This window comes from Ruegeria sp. CDSA033, assembly GCF_059612305.1.
Genome location: NZ_JBXWQI010000006.1, coordinates 143,240 through 160,586, shown reverse-complemented (window position 1 = coordinate 160,586; position 17,347 = coordinate 143,240). Strand labels below are relative to the sequence as shown.

Genomic DNA, 17,347 nt, shown 5'->3' with positions numbered 1-17,347 from the left:
CGGGCTGGTTTCAGCCCGCCGCCGCAATCAGTTCGCGGGTATAGTCTGTCTGGGCGTTTTCGAACAGATCTTCGGCTGACCCCATTTCGATCACGTCACCGTTTCGCATGACAATCACATTGTGGGACATCGCACGCACGACTTTCAGATCGTGGCTGATAAATAGGTAGGCCAGTCCGTACTTACGCTGCAAATCGCGCAACAGGTCGACGATCTGAACCTGCACAGTCATATCCAGGGCGCTGGTCGGTTCATCCAGAACCAGCAATTTGGGCCTGAGGACCATGGCTCGTGCAATGGCAATACGCTGACGCTGCCCGCCCGAGAATTCGTGCGGATAGCGGTCCATCGCAGCCGGGTCCAAGCCCACTTCGGTCATCACTTCGGTCACCAGCTCCCGTGGCGAGCGGTGCGGGTCGACCTTGTGGATCGCCAGCCCCTCGGCAATGATCTGCTGGCAGGTCATCCGCGGACTGAGGCTTCCGAATGGGTCCTGAAACACAATCTGCATGTCCTTGCGCAAGCGCCGCAACTCTCGCGTCGACCAGCGGCGTACATCCTGATCGCGGAAGGTTATCGCCCCTTCGGACGCAATCAACCGCATGATTGCCAGCGCCAGCGTTGTCTTACCTGAGCCGCTTTCGCCCACAATCCCTAAGGTTTCACCGGCGCGTACGCTGAGCGTTGCATCGTTCACCGCCTTCACATGGCCAACTGTGCGTTTCAGGAACCCGCGCTGGATCGGGAACCAGACCTTAAGATGATCGGTGCGCGCCACTTCTTCGGCGTCGGGGGCCACAGGATCGGGGTGACCGGATGGCTCCGCCGCCAGCAGCTTGCGAGTATAAGGATGTTGGGGGTTGTCGAATATCTCCTGGGTCGGGCCGGTCTCGACAATCTCGCCATCTTTCATCACACAGACCCGGTCGGCGATGCGGCGCACGATCCCAAGATCGTGTGTGATGAACAACATCCCCATATTTTCGGATTTCTGAAGCTCGGCCAGCAGTTCGAGGATCTGCGCCTGAATGGTCACATCCAGGGCCGTTGTCGGCTCATCCGCGATCAGGATATCGGGCTTGTTGGCAAGTGCCAGGGCGATCATGACGCGTTGGCGTTGGCCACCTGACAATTGATGCGGATAGCTGTCCAGGCGCTCCTCGGGATCGCGGATGCCAACCTTGGTCAGTAGTTCGACAATCCGGGCCCGTGCAGCATCACCTGTCAGACCCTGGTGCAATGCCAGCGACTCGGCCATCTGTCTCTGGATCGTGTGCAGCGGGTTGAGCGAGGTCATCGGCTCCTGAAAGATGAAACTGATGTCGTTGCCGCGCACATCCATCAGGCGCTGGTCAGACGCGCCGATCATCTCCTGCCCTTCATAGGTGACCGAGCCTTCGACAATTGCACTGTCGCCCAGCAAAGACACTGTCGACAGCGCAGTGACTGATTTTCCGGATCCGGATTCGCCTACCAGCGCAACCGTTTCACCCCGATCCACAGTAAAGGACACGCCCTTGACTGCTGCGCTCACCTGCCCGTCCTGACGGAACGAGACCTTGAGGTTGTTCACATCCAGCAGGCTCATGAAAAGGTCTTTCTGGGATCAAATGCATCGCGCACGCCTTCGAAGATGAAGACCAGTAGCGACAGCATGATGGCAAAGGTGAAAAAGGCGGTGAAGGCCAGCCACGGTGCCTGCAGGTTCTGCTTGGCCTGCAAGGTCAACTCACCCAAAGACGGGGCGGAAGATGGCAGGCCGAAGCCCAGAAAATCCAATGAGGCCAAGCCGCCGATGGTGCCCGTCACGATAAAGGGCATGAAGGTCAGCGTGGCGACCATCGCGTTGGGCAGCATGTGGCGGAACATGATTGTCATATTGCCCACACCCAGCGCCCGTGCGGCGCGTACGTATTCCAGATTTCTCGCCCGCAGGAACTCGGCGCGCACAACTCCCACAAGCCCGGTCCAGCTGAACAGGATCATCAGCGCGACAAGCAGCCAGAAACTTCGACCCAGAATGGCGAACATGATGATGATGACGTAAAGCGAAGGCGTCGCTGACCAGATTTCGATGATCCGTTGGAAGATCAGGTCCAGCCAGCCGCCAAAAAAGCCCTGAATGGCCCCGGCGAATATCCCAACCAGACTGGCCACACCCGTGACCATAAGCGTGAACAAAATCGACAGGCGGAAGCCATAAATTACACGGGCCAATACGTCGCGCTTGGTGTCATCCGTGCCCAGCAGGTTTTGTCCGTTGGGTGGCAGCGGCGCTGCACCGGGGCGATCAACGCTGGTGTTGAAGGAATACGGGATCAACGGCCAGACGGCCCAGCCACGCTCGTACCCTTCTGCCTGGAATGTACCGGCCTTGATTTCGTCGATAATCCCCTCGGGATCGTCAAAACAGTCTTCGATGCCACCGCTGTCGATCAAACACTGCACCTCGGGGTCGCGATAGATCGCCTCGGTCTGGAAATCACCGCCGAATTCGGTTTCCGCGTAGAAATTGAAGATCGGTGTGTAAAATTCACCCCGGTATTTTACGAGGATTGGTTTGTCATTGGCGATGAACTCGGCGAATAGCGATAGGCCGAAAAGGACGGAAAAGACCATCAGCGACCAGAATGCACGCCCATTACGACGAAAATTGCGCCAGCGACGCTGGTTGAGAGGAGAAAGGGCCATTTACCCCTCCCGCTTTTCGAAATCGATGCGCGGGTCGACCAGCACATACATCAGGTCACTGATGATGCCGACAACCAACCCCATCAAGCCAAAGATGAACAAGGTTCCAAAGATCACCGGATAGTCGCGCGCCACTGCGGCCTCGAACCCCAGACGGCCGAGACCGTCAAGCGAGAAGATCGTTTCGATGATGATCGACCCCCCGAAGAAGACGCCGATGAAAACCGCAGGGAATCCGGCGATTACGATCAGCATCGCGTTGCGGAAAACATGGCCGTACAGAACCTGACTTTCGCTCAGACCCTTGGCGCGGGCGGTCATGACATATTGTTTTTTGATCTCGTCCAGAAACGAGTTCTTGGTCAGCAGAGTCAGCGTCGCAAAGGCAGAAATCGTCAGCGCGATAATCGGCAGGGCAATGTGCCAGAAGTAGTCGACGATCTTGCCAAACAGGCTGAGGCTGTCCCAGTTATCCGAGGTCAGCCCCCGAAGCGGGAATATCTGCCAATAAGATCCCCCGGCAAACAGAACCAACAGCAGGATCGCAAACAGGAACCCGGGAATAGCATAGGCTACGATGATCGCGCCGCTGGTCCAGGTGTCGAACTGTGAGCCGTCCTTAATCGCCTTGCGAATGCCCAGCGGGATTGACACCAGATACGCGATCAACGTGGACCACAGACCCAGCGAGATTGACACCGGCATCTTCTCCAGCACCAGATCGGTTACGCTGATCGACCGAAAATAGCTTTCGCCAAAGTCCAGCGTCAGGTAATTGCCCATCATGTCGAAGAACCGCTCAACCGGCGGTTTGTCGAATCCGAATTCCTTTTCCAGCTCTTCGATAAACTCGGGCGGAAGGCCACGCGCACCAATGTAACGGTCATTCGTACCGCCGGTTTGTTGCTCGATGTCACTGCCGCCGCCGGCGATCCCTTCAAACACATCACCGCCACCTTCCAACTGGGCGATGATCTGTTCAATCGGACCGCCAGGAACGAACTGAACCAGCGTGAAGTTGACGATCATGATCCCAAGCAGGGTTGGGATGACCAGCAACAGTCGTCTAAGAATATATGCTCCCATGGGGGCGGATTACCTCAAGGCGCCGGAGGATTTCAACTCGGCCTCTTTCTCTTCGTTGATCCACCAGAGGTCTTCAACACCCAATGCGTAAGGCGGCAGATTTTCCGGGTATTCGTACATGTCCCAGTAGGCAACCCAGTGCTTGCCCAGATACCACGTGGGAACCATGATCCGCTTCGCGCGCAGGACGCGGTCCAATGCGCGGACGTTTGCAAACAGCTCTTCGCTGTCTTCGGCAGAGGCAATGTTATCGATCAGCGGTTCGATATCCGGGCCATGCACACCCGACGGGTTGAAGACCGAGTAAGAGGCCGCTTCGGTTCCGAACTGCTGATACAACCCTGTCGACGGCTGCAACGACCTCGGGTACCCGCCAACAATCATGTCGAAATCACGGTCCCGGCGGCGCAAGGTGAACTGGGCGTTGTCCACCCGGTTGTAACTCGCATCAATCCCCATTGCCCGCAAATTGGCGACGAAGGGTTGAATAAGCCTGTCCAGCGTTGGCTGGTCGGACAGAAATGCAACAGACAGCACTTCGCCCTTGTCGTTGCGACGAATGCCGTCATCCCCAACAAGCCAGCCAGCTTCGTCCAGCAGTTTCATCGCCTTACGCAAGTTGCCGCGGTCATTTTGGCGGGCGGCCCGGGATTCATGCGCCGAAACCGGTTCCTGGGTCAGGATGGCGGGGTCCAGTGCGTCGCCCAATTCTTGCAACACCTCAAGCTCGCGCCCTTCGGGCTGGCCGGTCGCCTCTAGATGCGTTCCTTCCCAGAACGAACTACGTTGCTGGAATAGCCCATATTGCAGGCTCTCATTCGTCCATTCGAAATTATATGCCAGCTGAATAGCTTCGCGAACGCGGGGATCCTGAAACTTTGGCCGGTCAAGGTTCATGATGAAGCCCGACGCCGACGGCACATTTCCGTCTGCCAGTTCGGCCCGCACGACAGAGCCATTCGCAATTGCCGGGAAATCATAGGCCGTTGCCCAGCTTTTTGAGTTGTTTTCCTGCCGAAGGGTAAATGTGCCCGCCTTGAACCCCTCCATTGCAGCAATGGAATCGGCGAAATACTCAACGCGGATGGTGTCAAAGTTGTTGCGGCCCATGTTAACGTTGACATCGTTGCCCCAATAATCGGGGTTGCGCTTGTAGACGATGCGCCGGTTGATGTCATAATCATCCAGAACATACGGCCCCGAGCCGATACCCGGATCCAGCCGCGACTTGTCCAACCGGCGGTTTTCAGGGTCTTCCTCGAACCATTTCTTAGAGAAAATCGACGTGGCCCCAACTTGAGAAATCCGGCCTCGGCGGGGGAAATCTGGCGAGAAGTAGAACTTTACACGATGGGTATCCAGCGCCTCGGCCTTGGGGATCCGTTGGCGAATTGCGTCGGCATAAGATTTCAGCCCTTGGTCCAGCAGCAGATTATGGGAAAACACCACATCCTCGGCCGTCACCGGTGTGCCGTCGGAAAACCGCGCCTCGGGGCGGATGTTGAAGATCACCCAATCATAGCTTTCGGGGTACTCCAGGCTTTCGGCTAGCAGGCCATAGTAGGCCGCTGGTTCGTCATAGGACGGAACCAGCAGGCTTTCGTAGTGATCTGCCGACCGCGCGCCAGCCCGGCCCTGCCTGGTATAGGGATTAAAGCTGTCGAACGTGCCTTGCGCCGCATAGGAGAGTTCTCCACCACGTGGCGCATCCGGGTTCACATAGTCGAAATGCGCAAAGCCTTCGGGGTACTTTAAATCACCGAATTCCGAGAACCCATATGATTTGATTATCTTTTCCTCAGCAAAAAGCTGAGTTGCAGCGGCTGCACAGAGCAATGCCCCCAAAGCCAGAATGTGAACTAAGCGTCCGAAATCCCTTGTTCGCGCTAAAGCGGTAACTCTATTGGATTTCATGTGGCTGATCCCCTGCTCGTTGACGTCTTTAATATTGTTTGCGCCAGCTAAAAGACCAGCACTGCCAGTTTCAAGTTTAGAGTGCGTGAACACTTTGTGAAGATTTACTTAGACAAAAAATAAAGCCGCTGCACGGGGCAGCGGCTTTTGAATGCGTCAAAACTGAGCGAAAGATCAGTTGATGGTCTGCAGATAAGCAATCAGGTCTGCCCGGTCTTGCGGTTTTTTCAGACCGGCAAAGCTCATGGACGTACCCGAGATATATGCGCTGGGCTTGGCGATGAATGCGTCCAGCGCCTCGGGAGTCCAGTTTCCGCCATGCGCCTGCATCGACGCTGAGTAGCCGCCGAAACCTTTGGCCGTAGCGACCGGGCGATCCACGATTGCAAACAGGTAGGGGCCTGTGCCGTTGGCGCCGTCTTCCAACTTGTGGCAGGCAGTACACTTGCGGAAAACCCTCGCGCCCTTTTCGGGGTCTGCGGCGGCCAGCATGTCTTCGAACACCACTTCTTCGCCGTCAGCGCTTTCACCAGAGCTTTCGGTTTCGATAATATACGAGGCCGTCTCACCATGCCCATCCGCATGGTAAAGCACTTCGGCACCCCATTTGGCCAGAAGCAGCACCAGGAAGGTGCCAAACAGGCCTGCTGCGGCCTTGGTAACTGTCATCGTGTCGAACATTGATCGCGAGTCCATTTCAGCTGTCTGCGGGGTGTCTAAGGCTTCCCCTTACAAGAGGCAAGGTATAGACACCGCGACTAAACGCCCAATTATCGAACTTGTTGCACGGAATCGACCAAATGACCAAACGTATTGCATTTCAGGGAGAACCCGGCGCCTACAGCCACGAGGCCTGCCGCAATGCCCGCCCCGATATGGAGGCCCTGCCCTGCCGAACTTTCGAAGATGTGATCGAATCGGTCCGCGCAGGTGAGGCTGAATTGGCAATGCTGCCGGTCGAAAACACCACGTACGGCCGGGTCGCCGATATCCACCGTTTGCTTCCCCACAGCGGGTTGCACATCATCGAAGAAGCGTTCGTGCGCGTTCACATCAACCTTCTTGCCGTTCCTGGGGCCAAAATCGAGGATGTCACCGAGGCACACTCGCACCTGGTTCTGCTACCGCAATGCGCCGGGTTTTTGAAAGAGCACAACATCAAAGGACGCGTCAGTCCTGACAACGCGCGTGCGGCCCGCGAGGTCTCGGAACAAGGCGAGGTGCATTCCGCAGCATTGGCCAGCGAGTTGGCCGGCGAAATCTACGGCTTGAACGTACTTGCCCGGCACATTGAAGACCGCGACAACAACACCACGCGCTTTCTGGTGATGTCACAGCAGGCCGACATGTCACGCCGCGGAGAACACGGCATGATCACCAGTTTTGTTTTTCAGGTGCGCAACATTCCGGCTGCGCTTTACAAAGCGATGGGCGGGTTTGCGACGAACGGCATCAACATGACCAAGCTGGAAAGCTACATGGTCGATGGGTCCTTCACTGCGACCCAGTTTTATGCCGATATCGTGGGCCACCCGGACGACCGGAACGTACAGCTGGCGATGGAAGAACTGGAACACTTCACCACGAATGTCGAGATTTTGGGCGTCTACCCAGCGGCTCAACCGCGCGGCTGAAGCGACCTCGGTTCAAGTCACAGAGAAGCTTTTGCGCCGGGCGCCCTCGTGCTGCCGGTAGTCCACAAAGCCCATTGCCGAATAATAGGCCAATCCTTCGGCGTTTGTGGCCGAAATGGTCGCGTCAATGGCCGGTAGTCCACTTTGCCGTGCCGCCAAGAGCGTCGCACGAAACAGGGCACGCCCGACACCGCGCCGTGCGGCCGACGGGCGAATATGCGTTCCAATGACGCCCCACCCGACCGGAGCACCATATGGGTTGTTTTCGAACGCCCATTTCAACGATTGAAATCCCAGGACCTGTTCCACTTGAACAGCGACAGAACATCTGATCCGGTCGGGGTCGGCCACGTAATGCTCGCGGGCAAAATCAACGTCGCAGCGCTTGTTACGCTTTCCGGCCGCTGCGATGTCCCGCAGCACCTCTGAGATACCTTGGGCATCCGTCAACACCGCCTCACGAACAATAAAACTATCCATCTCGTTCCCACCAAAGCTTTGGATAATCAGCCGCCATGAATGTGACGTTGTTCCATTTCCCGTGCGAACTCGGTCAGGCGCAACTGAAACTGTCGGCGAAACCGGGATTGCCCAAGCCTTAGTGATTGTAACAGCAGCCGCGCAGGCAGGGATTTGGCTGACAGGGACATATCAACGCTTATACGCGTGCGGCGCTGCGACAGGGCCAAAAGCTCGACCGTGGTGATCCCGTTCATCCCCTTGCTTGCCGCTTCGAATCGCATCAGCGAAGGCGGGTCGCATTCCGCCATCTGCACGGAAATCTGACGTGGCTTTCCGCGTAACCTGAATTCTGTTTCCCAACTTGTGCCCGGAACAACGCCCAATTCGCCGGAAATCCGCCGGACCTCGATCCCGCGCCGCATTGCGATCCGTTCGAATCGGTCAAAGTCGGCCGCCATTTCGAACACCGAGTTGATGGGAGCTTCGATATCTTCGCGCACTGTAAACTGCATTGTGGTTCGGGGTTCTCTCGCTTTTAAGAACAGTATTTTGTCAGTCCAATGTATCTGCAAGCCAGTTTTGTAAAAGAAAATGCGCAATCGCACCCTTGCGGGCTGGCAGCAAAACGGGGTGTTCACCGGCAAAGGCCTGCATCATCTCGGATTTGGTAACCCACATCGCATCTTCGATTTCGACCGGGTCGATGGTGATGTCGCGCGACAACGCCTCACCTGCGCAGCCGAACATCAAAGAGGCCGGAAACGGCCAGGGTTGGCTGGACAGGTAACGGACCTCACCCACGGGCACCCCGGCCTCTTCCATCACTTCCCTGCGGACTGCGGCCTCAAGCGTTTCACCCGGTTCAACAAACCCTGCCAGCAGCGAATACATCCCTTCCGGCCAGCCCGGCGAACGCCCCATCAGCACTGAATCGCCACTGGTAATCAACATGATGACGACCGGATCGGTACGCGGAAAGTGCTGCCCACCACAGGACGGACAACTGCGCTGCCACCCAGCCTGCACAAGTTCGCTGGCTGCGCCGCACCGGGCGCAAAACCGATGCGTGTCGTGCCATGCAGTCACCGCCTTGGCCGAGGCCGCCAGTTCGGCGTCACGCGCCGACAAACGGGTCATGATCCGGCGCAGTTCGGCAAAAACATGGCCGTGGGGCAAGTCCGGGTGCTGTTGCTCTGACTTGTCGATAAAGCCTCCGACACCGGACACGTCCAACCCATCAGCCGTCCAGCCCGAAATATCAGTGGCAAACACCGGCGCGTCATCTGATAGTCCCAGGAATACAGGCTGCTCGACGGAACCGCCCGGCCCGTTTTCGACCAGCTTATGCGACATCGCGATCAGCCCCAATCGATCCAGCGCCTCACCCTGAACCAAGACTTTACCGCGCCACAACAGCAGGCATTTTGCATCGGGATGCGTTCGCGCCCGCGCGACCGCATCAGCATCCCCACGAATATGCGCCGCACGATCCAGCCCCGAGCTACCAAACGTCACATATTCCGCATTTTTCATAAGTTATCCTTAGACTTGTCCGCACAGGGCTGCCATGTCGGTCAATCAGTTGCAACGGTGTTTCACCCTCAAAATCACAGGTCGCCATCGAATGAACACAGCTAAGCCTTGCAATTCACTGTGATTAATCTTTTTGTTGAAAATGACTAAGACAAAACTGCCAAAAGTAGAAATTTGAAACCTTCCCCTTCTCTGCCTTCGCAGACCGTGCAGATCCGAATACTGGCCACCACGGATCTTCATATGAACTTGAGGAGTTTTGATTACTATTCTGACACCCCTGAACCCACAATTGGCCTGACCCGAACCGCCAGTCTGATCCTCGAAGCCCGAACTGAGGCGCAGGCGGAAGGCTCAACCGTGCTGCTTTTTGACAATGGCGATTCGCTGCAGGGAACTCCGGTTGGGGATATGGCCGCCGAGCAAGCTGACAAGCCGCATGCGCTGATGCAGGCCCTTGGCGCGTTAGAGTATGATGCGATCGGGTTGGGCAATCATGATTTCGGGCTCGGTCAAGATATACTGGACCGCATCCTTTCGCAGGCCCCCTGTCCGGTGGTTTGCAGCAATGTTCATCGCCCGGGCGCTAACGAGGTCTGGCAGGATCAGGCAGTTCTAACCCGCCGGGTTGAGGTCGCGGGGCACCAAGCCTCGCTAACCGTCGGCGTCTTCTCGGTGGTTCCGCCGCAGACCCGGAATTGGGAATCTCATCGGCTGGGTGATGACGTCCGGATAGACGACATCCTGACCTGCGCGCGTACTAAAGTGTCTGAGCTTCGATCCCGCGGCTGCGACGTGATCGTTGCGCTTGCCCATACGGGGTTGGGGTCCGTCGACCCCGCGCCCGATCTTGAAAACGCGATAATCCCCCTTGCCACGATTGAGGGTATAGACGCCATCGTCGCCGGGCACACGCATCTGACCCTGCCGGGGAAGTCGCACGCTGGGCTGGAACACGTCGATGCCACTGGCGGTATGGTGCATGGCACACCTGTGGTCATGCCGGGATCTGCCGGATCTCATCTTGGCGTGATTGATCTGACGCTGACTGCCACGACTGAAAAGGGCTGGTCGGTCGTGGAGCATCGCTCTGAACTGCGCCCGGTCTCGGGTGCTGAACCTGCACCCGAAGACCCGCTGTTGGTGGCGATATTTTCGGATGTGCATTCCGCAACACGAAAACGGGCCGGGGAACCAATTGGGCATACGGATCAGCACCTGCACAGCTATTTCAGCTTTTGCGCCAAGGATCGCGGGCTTGCGATGGTGGCAGCAGCACAGGCTTCTGCTGTGCGCCAGAACCTGAAGGGCACACGCCATGAAGCGACACCTTTGCTGTCTGCCGTAGCGCCTTCGAAATTCGGTGGTCGCGCCGGGCCTCGCTTTTACTCGGACATTCCTGCGGGCGTGATGCGCATGCGACACGTGGCTGATCTGAACATCTTTCCAAACGAACTTCGTGCGGTCGCGGTGTCAGGAGAGCACGTCAGAGATTGGCTTGAAATGTCTGCGGGCGTTTTCAATCAGGTGAAACCTGGCGCGCAAACTGAATTGGTCAATCCTGATCGAGCCGGACACAATTTCGATGTACTATTCGGGCTAAGCTACGTGATCGACCTGAGCGTTCCGCCTCGGTTCGATGCGGATGGACATCTGGCAAATCCGGCATACCGGCGTATCTCAGATCTTCGTTTCCAAGGCCACGCGGTGACGGCCGAACAACGCTTTGTTGTTGCACTGAACAATTATCGGGCCAGCGGCGGCGGGCATTTTCCGTTCATACGGGGCGCCGAAATCATCAACGTTCCGGCTTTGCCGATCCAACACGCGCTGAAGGATTACCTGACCGGAGCATTGCCCACGGAATCGCTGGAACAGAGCCCCTGCCCATTCCGTTTTGCGCCCATGCCGGGGTCCTCTGTCCTGTTGAAGACCGGTCAACAGGCACAACGTCACCTCCCAGACATCGCAGAGTTCAGCCCAACGCTGGCTGGAACGGATGCCGAAGGGTTTTTGCGCATTCAACTCTCACTGTGACGGGTTGTCATTTCTACGTGTCTTCCCTATATCGAATTTCGAGAGGTTGGCGCGGGCGAGCGCCTCGCCAACCTGGTCAGGTCCGGAAGGAAGCAGCCACAACGAGCCCCGCTTGGGTCGATGTCCAACCTCTCACTTACTTGAACCGTTAGCCGCAGGAGGGCTTTTATGATTGTAGCAAAAACCCTTTGGGCAGAGCGTTTCTGAGGCCGACCCTCAAACCTGCCTGAACACATCACCGCTGGATGCGCGACCGCCATGCAGACGGCTTGCTGTACCTGAACACAGGCAGAACAATGTCCTTTACACTTTCGGACCTGGGATGGTCCTCATACTTTGCCGCACAACATGCGGCCAATCCAAAATGCGCTCCCTTTCGCATCACAGCCGTTCACCGTGATCGCCTGATCGGCGCAAGCATCAATGGTGAAACACCGCTGCTCACCCTAAACCAGCCGACGGGCGACTTTGCCGTCGGCGACTGGGTATTGGCGGATGATCAAAACCGCGTTCAACAATTGCTGGAACGCCGCAGCCTTTTGAAACGCCGCGCCGCCGGAACTGGGGCCGAGGCCCAGTTGATCGCCGCCAATGTGGATGTGCTGTTCATCGTCAGTTCCTGCAATGCCGACTTTAATCTTGCCCGGCTGGAACGGTATTTGGCTTTGGCACACCAGGCCGGGTGCTATCCGGTCGTCATACTAACCAAGGCCGATACCTGCACCGATCCTGACAAATACTCCAAAGCAGCCGTGTCGCTGTCTCCGTTTCTGACCGTGCTGGCAATCAATGCTTTGGATGCCATGGACGTTCAGCAAGTTCTGTCCTGGTGCCCCACCGGGCAGACCGCCGCACTGGTCGGCTCATCCGGTGTCGGCAAGACAACATTGGTCAACGCCATGACTGGTCTGGATGCGGCAACGTCCGGCATTCGCGAGGACGACGCGCGCGGGCGGCACACGACAACGGCGCGCGCGTTGCATCCGATGCAGAACGGAGGCTGGTTGGTCGATACACCCGGCATGCGGGCTTTGCGGTTGCTGGATGCACAAGATGGTGTCGACGAGGTCTTTTCCGACATTCTTGAATTGGCTCAGACCTGCCGCTTTTCCGATTGTCAGCATCAGGCTGAACCGGGCTGCGCCGTGCAGGATGCGATTTCCAACGGAACACTGGACGCAGAGCGGTTAGAGCGCTGGCGAAAGCTGCGGCGTGAAGATGAAAGGAACTCGGAAACCGTGGCGCAGTCTCGTGCGCGCGACAAGGCCTTTGGTAAGATGGTACGATCGGTGATGCAGGACAAGAAATCCCGCAAAAAGCTGTAAGTACCGGCTCAGGCGATCAACCGGGGCCATATGGCCGCATTTCGGCGCGCAAATGCGCCGATGTGACCGACCTCGGCCAATCCAAAGTCTTTCGGCGACAACTGATGCCGGCGGGCTTTGGGACCGTAAAGATCGGCCAGGCGCCAAACCGCGTTCGGGGGCACCACCTGATCATCGTCCATTGTGAACAGATCGACGGGTGTTTCCGACGCAGCCCAACGGGCGTCTGGAAGGCTTTTGCCGATTTCCGGCACGTAGCTCAGCGCAGCGGTGCACCATTTGCGCCACTGCCAGTAGACACGCGCCGGGAGGTCCGAGCCGAACCCAAGTGCCTTGCCCGGCAGGTATCCCAATGCCTTAACCAGCAATGGCGGGTGGGCATACCAGAACATTGTCGCCAGTGCGCGATACGGCCAGGGGTGGTCGGATACCGTCACCAAACCTGAACAGACACAGATCATCCGGTCGATCTGCTCAATATCGGGCTGAATTGGCCCCAGCATTCCACCCACCGAATGGCCAATGCTCCACTGCTGGGCGGCGGGAAATCTGCGCCGCATTTCGGCGCGAGCAGCGGGCATGTCGATCAACGCCCAGTCAGCCATCGTGGCCTGCGAATCGCGCAGGCGCCCGCGTAGAGAGTGGCCAAAATCGCGATAGTCATAGGTCAGACAGGCCATACCCTGTTCTTCCACCAACCACCGCGCAAAATGCTGGTAATAGTCGCGCGGTACGCCTGTGGCGGCATGGACTACAACCGCCACATCAGGTGCCGAGGCAGGCATATACAGCCGTGCCGACAGTTCGGCGTCTCCGGCAGAAAACGTGAAATCTTCGGTCAAAACGACCGGAGTGTTGTCCAACATGGTGCCCTCGCAAGCATCTGAACTATTCGGTTCACATATGGCATATCGGCGCTTTTGCGCGACTGGAGTCAACAGATTTTCAAAGTGACCAAGCGTCCACTTGAACGATGGAAAACAGCCCGCTTGACTCAAGCCACTTACAACCGCTAGCGATGAGGTGATGGTTCTCGTCCTTATATTGGGGCGGGATGAAAAGGGAACTCGGTGCGGTCCAGCCCGGCAATGCCGGAACGGACCAAGGCCGCGACTGCCCCCGCAACTGTAAGCGGTAAGCAATGCCGAAATACCACTGGCCGAAAGGCTGGGAAGGTCGGCAAAGCAATGACCCGCAAGTCAGGAGACCTGCCATCAAAGTAAAAACCGAAACTCGGGCGGGGTGTCCGGGCAGGTCTTCAGTACGCTGAGTTCCCTGTTCCACGTCCCCCGCTCACCGCGCGGAGGGCGCATTATGATCTGGAAGACAACGACCCACGAATTCACCGCCACCCTGTGCCAGAAAACGGGGAAAACCTGCCCCGCATTGGCCCAAATGGCTCGGGCCTTGGCCGAGGCGATGGCAACAGCACAACCAATGACGACCAGCGAATTTGAGGTGGACGGCTCCAGCGAACTGACCCATTGCGATGAGGGTTGCACCGCACGGTTTCGCGCCAGCCCGGCCCGGATCAGGGTCTATTGCGGGACAAACACAGGCGACTCAGCCGACACGTTGGACGAATACGCCGATATGATGTTCGGCCCTGACTTTTCCACTCTGCCTGCTGGTGTTTTGGCGGCCTTGCCTTGCGCCATGCTTCAGGCATCGGCCCTTGCACCGCGTCCATCGCATCAGGTTGTTCAACAAGCCACGGCCTGATCCTAGTTCACCGATCGCTCTGGGCCGGTTTCATGGCCCAAGCCTTCTGCTCATCCGTTTCCACCGCGCATGGTCGGGCCAAGCGCAGCCGGTTTAGCGCGTGGTTTGGATCTTCGCCACATTCCACCATGAGCCTCAGCGCGACCATCCCCGACCGCCCACAACCGCCACGGCAATGCACCAGCACGCGTCCACCGTCGGACAGAACCTGCCGGGCGGCTGCGCTGGCTTGGGGCCAAAGAGTTTCGATTGGCTGGGGCGGCGCGCCAAAGTCCTCGACCGGAAGATGCACCCAGGTAGCGGGTCTGCTTTGAACGTCTCTACCAAAACTGCCTGCACCGACCGGCTGCATCTCGGCCTCAGTGGTCATTGAAATCACCAGATCGGGGTTCCAGTCCTGTATCACCCTTAGATCGTCCACATACCCACCGCCGCCGCCAGGCAAAGGGGACAGCGCCAAGGTGCCTGAGCCAACAGGCAGCGCGTAGATTGCAAATTTTGCCAAAGCTTATGCTCCTACTGCCACCAGCCCACCAAATTTTGACAGCCGGTTTATCCCGCTTACAGACGCTGTCCAAACCGAAATTCCACAAAGGCTGCTGTGGACGTGGGCGGCCCGGGTCTCTACGCTACATTTCTGACACGAATCTGACAGAGCAGACATGACCGAAACGCCCAGCCCCGCCTATCAGGTTCTTGCCCGCAAGTACCGCCCTGAAACCTTTGCAGATCTGGTTGGACAGGACGCAATGGTGCGCACGCTAAAAAACGCGTTCGAAGCGGATCGGATCGCGCAGGCCTTTATCATGACTGGTATTCGCGGCACCGGCAAAACCACCACTGCCCGGATTATCGCCAAAGGCATGAACTGCATCGGCCCCGATGGCGAAGGCAAGCCAACAACCGAACCTTGCGGCCAGTGCGAGCATTGTGTGGCCATCATGGAAGGACGCCATGTCGACGTGATGGAGATGGACGCCGCCAGCCGGACCGGTGTGAACGACATCCGCGAGATTATCGACAGTGTCCGATATCGTGCCGCCAGCGCGCGCTACAAGATCTATATCATCGACGAAGTTCACATGCTGTCGACCAGCGCCTTCAATGCGCTGCTCAAAACGCTCGAGGAACCGCCCGAGCATGTGAAGTTCATCTTTGCGACAACAGAAATCCGCAAGGTGCCGGTGACCGTACTGTCCCGCTGTCAGCGGTTCGACCTGCGCCGGATCGAACCTGAGGACATGATCGGTCTGCTCAACAAAATCGCCGCAGCGGAAAACGCACATATCGCAGAAGACGCGCTGGCTTTGATCACACGCGCGGCCGAAGGATCTGCGCGCGATGCGACCTCGCTGTTGGATCAGGCGATCTCACATGGTGCAGGGGAAACAAGCGCCGATCAGGTTCGGGCAATGTTGGGCCTTGCAGATCGCGGGCGCGTTCTGGATCTGATGGATATGATTTTGCGTGGCGATGCGGCTGGGGCATTGACTGAGTTGAGCGGCCAGTATGCCGAAGGGGCCGATCCGCTGGCCGTTCTGCGCGATCTGGCCGAGATCACCCATTGGATTTCCGTGGTCAAAATCACGCCCGATGCCGCCGATGACCCCACCGTCTCACCGGATGAACGCGCACGGGGTCAACAGATGGCCGAGGCGCTGCAGATGCGGGTGTTGACGCGCATGTGGCAGATGTTGCTGAAGGCGCTGGAAGAAGTCTCTGCAGCACCCAACGCGATGATGGCCGCCGAAATGGCAATCATTCGTTTGACCCATGTGGCCGATTTGCCAAGCCCCGAAGAGCTTATCAAACGACTACAAGACGCACCTCCCCCCCCACCAAGCAGGGGACCTGGCGGTGGTGTGGCTGTGCCAACTCATGCACCTGCACAGGCGACGTCCTCTGCGCATCTCTCGGCGCAACGCGGGCCTGCAGGCGCGCCCACCGCAGTGCTTGCCCAGGACGTCCAGACCGCGCTGGCACACTATCCAACCTTCGAATACGTGGTCGAACTGATCCGCACCAACCGGGACGTAAAACTGTTGGTTGAGGTCGAAAACGGCGTGCGTCTCGTCTCGTATTCCCCGGGACGGATCGAGTTCACGCCGACGGACAAAGCGCCGACCGATCTGGCGCAAAGGCTTGGTTCGGCCTTGCAACGCTGGACCGGAAACCGATGGGCCGTCTCAATCGTGGCCGACGGGGACGCAGCAACAATCGCCGAGGTTCGAGACGCGGCTGATCTGGCGTTGAAAGCGCAGGCCGAACAACACCCACTGGTTCAAGCCGTTCTGATGCAGTTTCCGAAAGCGCGCATCAAGCGGATCGAAACCCCGGAAGAACGCGCGGCCAAGGTCGAAACCGAAGCCCTGCCGGAAGTCGAAGACGAATGGGATCCGTTCGAGGAGGATTGATCCGAACGACCAAAGCAGAAACACTCCCGCGCTGCCGGGCCCAACGGGAGGAAAGGTCTTGCCAATGACCTTGACGACGGGCGGGAGAAGCTCTCCCCTTGTACCCTACCGGCAGCATCCGTATTTAGGCGGCAAACCGATTTGCAGGAGAAAAGAAATGCTCAAGGGACTCGGCGGTCTGGGCGATATGGCCAAGATGATGAAATCCGCGCAGGATTTGCAGACCAAAATGACGGACATGCAGGAAGAGCTGAACAACCTGATGGTTGTAGGCAAATCCGGTGCAGGGCTGGTGAAGGCCACCGCCACAGCAAAAGGCGAGCTAAAGGGTCTGGACATCGATCCGTCGATTTTCAATGGCGACGATAAGGAAGTTGTCGAAGATCTGATACTGGCCGCTATCAAGGACGCGCAAACCAAAGCGGCCGAGCGCTCTCAGGCAGAGATGGCGAGGCTGACCGAAAGCATGGGTCTGCCCGCAGACATCAAGCTGCCGTTCTGATAGACACTCCTGACGACCCAAAGGCCG

16 protein-coding genes, 1 other RNA gene and 1 riboswitch are annotated in these 17,347 nt (G+C 57.8%); of the genes, 7 read left to right on the top strand and 10 right to left on the bottom strand.

Features of this window, described 5'->3' with window-relative positions; translation table 11 throughout:
* Positions 1 to 10: 10 nt before the first annotated feature.
* From AC2FLA_RS10830 to AC2FLA_RS10810, 5 genes are all read right to left on the bottom strand, one after another.
* Positions 11 to 1,588, bottom strand: coding sequence for an ABC transporter ATP-binding protein (locus tag AC2FLA_RS10830; RefSeq protein ID WP_496722116.1), 1,578 nt, complete (start codon positions 1,586 to 1,588; stop codon positions 11 to 13).
* On the bottom strand, positions 1,585 to 2,691 hold the full coding sequence (locus AC2FLA_RS10825) for an ABC transporter permease (RefSeq protein ID WP_108861177.1): 1,107 nt from the start codon (positions 2,689 to 2,691) through the stop codon (positions 1,585 to 1,587). Before AC2FLA_RS10825 ends, AC2FLA_RS10830 begins: the two co-directional genes overlap by 4 nt.
* The gene (locus AC2FLA_RS10820; RefSeq protein WP_058272504.1) at positions 2,692 to 3,777 is read right to left on the bottom strand and encodes a microcin C ABC transporter permease YejB; all 1,086 of its coding nucleotides are present in this window, start codon (positions 3,775 to 3,777) and stop codon (positions 2,692 to 2,694) included.
* Positions 3,778 to 3,786: 9 nt separating this feature from the next.
* Positions 3,787 to 5,691 carry an extracellular solute-binding protein gene (locus tag AC2FLA_RS10815; protein WP_496722114.1) on the bottom strand — a complete coding sequence of 635 codons (1,905 nt, stop codon included), beginning with the start codon at positions 5,689 to 5,691 and terminating at the stop codon, positions 3,787 to 3,789.
* A 174-nt stretch (positions 5,692 to 5,865) separates the two neighbouring features.
* A complete protein-coding gene (locus AC2FLA_RS10810; protein WP_496722165.1) occupies positions 5,866 to 6,372 on the bottom strand; it encodes a c-type cytochrome in 507 nt (168 codons plus the stop codon).
* A gap of 119 nt (positions 6,373 to 6,491) precedes the next feature.
* Here AC2FLA_RS10810 and AC2FLA_RS10805 point away from each other — a divergent pair, with 119 nt between their 5' ends.
* Positions 6,492 to 7,325 (top strand): prephenate dehydratase, encoded by an 834-nt coding sequence (locus AC2FLA_RS10805; protein WP_058279807.1) that lies wholly within the window; start codon positions 6,492 to 6,494, stop codon positions 7,323 to 7,325.
* 12 nt (positions 7,326 to 7,337) lie between these two features.
* Here AC2FLA_RS10805 and AC2FLA_RS10800 read toward each other — a convergent pair whose 3' ends face one another.
* From AC2FLA_RS10800 to nudC, 3 genes are read right to left on the bottom strand one after another with little or no spacing between them, the layout of a single operon-like run.
* Positions 7,338 to 7,805: a GNAT family N-acetyltransferase gene (locus AC2FLA_RS10800; RefSeq protein ID WP_496722112.1), complete on the bottom strand. Its 468-nt coding sequence runs from the start codon at positions 7,803 to 7,805 to the stop codon at positions 7,338 to 7,340.
* Between the two features lie 26 nt (positions 7,806 to 7,831).
* Positions 7,832 to 8,299, bottom strand: coding sequence for an SRPBCC family protein (locus AC2FLA_RS10795; protein WP_496722111.1), 468 nt, complete (start codon positions 8,297 to 8,299; stop codon positions 7,832 to 7,834).
* Positions 8,300 to 8,339: 40 nt separating this feature from the next.
* Entirely contained in the window at positions 8,340 to 9,320 is a 981-nt protein-coding gene (gene nudC / locus AC2FLA_RS10790) for an NAD(+) diphosphatase (protein WP_496722109.1), read from the bottom strand.
* A 207-nt stretch (positions 9,321 to 9,527) separates the two neighbouring features.
* On the opposite strand from nudC, the gene AC2FLA_RS10785 reads away from it, so the two are divergent.
* From AC2FLA_RS10785 to rsgA, 3 genes are all read left to right on the top strand, one after another.
* A complete protein-coding gene (locus tag AC2FLA_RS10785) occupies positions 9,528 to 11,357 on the top strand; it encodes a bifunctional 2',3'-cyclic-nucleotide 2'-phosphodiesterase/3'-nucleotidase (RefSeq protein WP_496722107.1) in 1,830 nt (609 codons plus the stop codon).
* 39 nt (positions 11,358 to 11,396) lie between these two features.
* Positions 11,397 to 11,495, top strand: an RNA gene (gene ffs, locus AC2FLA_RS10780) — signal recognition particle sRNA small type.
* Between the two features lie 158 nt (positions 11,496 to 11,653).
* Positions 11,654 to 12,682 (top strand): ribosome small subunit-dependent GTPase A, encoded by a 1,029-nt coding sequence (rsgA, locus tag AC2FLA_RS10775; RefSeq protein ID WP_496722105.1) that lies wholly within the window; start codon positions 11,654 to 11,656, stop codon positions 12,680 to 12,682.
* A gap of 8 nt (positions 12,683 to 12,690) precedes the next feature.
* Here rsgA and AC2FLA_RS10770 read toward each other — a convergent pair whose 3' ends face one another.
* The gene (locus AC2FLA_RS10770; RefSeq protein ID WP_496722103.1) at positions 12,691 to 13,548 is read right to left on the bottom strand and encodes an alpha/beta hydrolase family protein; all 858 of its coding nucleotides are present in this window, start codon (positions 13,546 to 13,548) and stop codon (positions 12,691 to 12,693) included.
* A 144-nt stretch (positions 13,549 to 13,692) separates the two neighbouring features.
* Positions 13,693 to 13,912, top strand: a riboswitch (cobalamin riboswitch).
* A gap of 84 nt (positions 13,913 to 13,996) precedes the next feature.
* Between AC2FLA_RS10770 and AC2FLA_RS10765 the strand changes: the two genes are divergently transcribed.
* The gene (locus AC2FLA_RS10765) at positions 13,997 to 14,404 is read left to right on the top strand and encodes a hypothetical protein (RefSeq protein WP_496722101.1); all 408 of its coding nucleotides are present in this window, start codon (positions 13,997 to 13,999) and stop codon (positions 14,402 to 14,404) included.
* A 7-nt stretch (positions 14,405 to 14,411) separates the two neighbouring features.
* Here the strand turns inward: AC2FLA_RS10765 and AC2FLA_RS10760 are convergent, their stop codons facing one another.
* Positions 14,412 to 14,909 (bottom strand): protein-tyrosine phosphatase family protein, encoded by a 498-nt coding sequence (locus AC2FLA_RS10760; RefSeq protein ID WP_496722099.1) that lies wholly within the window; start codon positions 14,907 to 14,909, stop codon positions 14,412 to 14,414.
* 157 nt (positions 14,910 to 15,066) lie between these two features.
* On the opposite strand from AC2FLA_RS10760, the gene AC2FLA_RS10755 reads away from it, so the two are divergent.
* Together AC2FLA_RS10755 and AC2FLA_RS10750 are read left to right on the top strand one after the other, a co-directional pair.
* Positions 15,067 to 16,818 (top strand): DNA polymerase III subunit gamma/tau, encoded by a 1,752-nt coding sequence (locus tag AC2FLA_RS10755; RefSeq protein WP_496722097.1) that lies wholly within the window; start codon positions 15,067 to 15,069, stop codon positions 16,816 to 16,818.
* A 157-nt stretch (positions 16,819 to 16,975) separates the two neighbouring features.
* The gene (locus AC2FLA_RS10750) at positions 16,976 to 17,320 is read left to right on the top strand and encodes a YbaB/EbfC family nucleoid-associated protein (RefSeq protein WP_496722095.1); all 345 of its coding nucleotides are present in this window, start codon (positions 16,976 to 16,978) and stop codon (positions 17,318 to 17,320) included.
* The last annotated feature ends 27 nt before the right edge of the window (positions 17,321 to 17,347 follow it).

Bases quoted from the DNA above. Each gene is read 5' to 3' on its own strand.
- AC2FLA_RS10830 (WP_496722116.1), bottom strand. From the start codon at position 1,588: ATGAGCCTGCTGGATGTGAACAACCTCAAGGTCTCGTTCCGTCAGGAC.
- AC2FLA_RS10825 (WP_108861177.1), bottom strand. From the start codon at position 2,691: ATGGCCCTTTCTCCTCTCAACCAGCGTCGCTGGCGCAATTTTCGTCGT.
- AC2FLA_RS10820 (WP_058272504.1), bottom strand. From the start codon at position 3,777: ATGGGAGCATATATTCTTAGACGACTGTTGCTGGTCATCCCAACCCTG.
- AC2FLA_RS10815 (WP_496722114.1), bottom strand. From the start codon at position 5,691: ATGAAATCCAATAGAGTTACCGCTTTAGCGCGAACAAGGGATTTCGGA.
- AC2FLA_RS10810 (WP_496722165.1), bottom strand. From the start codon at position 6,372: ATGTTCGACACGATGACAGTTACCAAGGCCGCAGCAGGCCTGTTTGGC.
- AC2FLA_RS10805 (WP_058279807.1), top strand. From the start codon at position 6,492: ATGACCAAACGTATTGCATTTCAGGGAGAACCCGGCGCCTACAGCCAC.
- AC2FLA_RS10800 (WP_496722112.1), bottom strand. From the start codon at position 7,805: ATGGATAGTTTTATTGTTCGTGAGGCGGTGTTGACGGATGCCCAAGGT.
- AC2FLA_RS10795 (WP_496722111.1), bottom strand. From the start codon at position 8,299: ATGCAGTTTACAGTGCGCGAAGATATCGAAGCTCCCATCAACTCGGTG.
- nudC (WP_496722109.1), bottom strand. From the start codon at position 9,320: ATGAAAAATGCGGAATATGTGACGTTTGGTAGCTCGGGGCTGGATCGT.
- rsgA (WP_496722105.1), top strand. From the start codon at position 11,654: ATGTCCTTTACACTTTCGGACCTGGGATGGTCCTCATACTTTGCCGCA.
- AC2FLA_RS10770 (WP_496722103.1), bottom strand. From the start codon at position 13,548: ATGTTGGACAACACTCCGGTCGTTTTGACCGAAGATTTCACGTTTTCT.
- AC2FLA_RS10765 (WP_496722101.1), top strand. From the start codon at position 13,997: ATGATCTGGAAGACAACGACCCACGAATTCACCGCCACCCTGTGCCAG.
- AC2FLA_RS10755 (WP_496722097.1), top strand. From the start codon at position 15,067: ATGACCGAAACGCCCAGCCCCGCCTATCAGGTTCTTGCCCGCAAGTAC.
- AC2FLA_RS10750 (WP_496722095.1), top strand. From the start codon at position 16,976: ATGCTCAAGGGACTCGGCGGTCTGGGCGATATGGCCAAGATGATGAAA.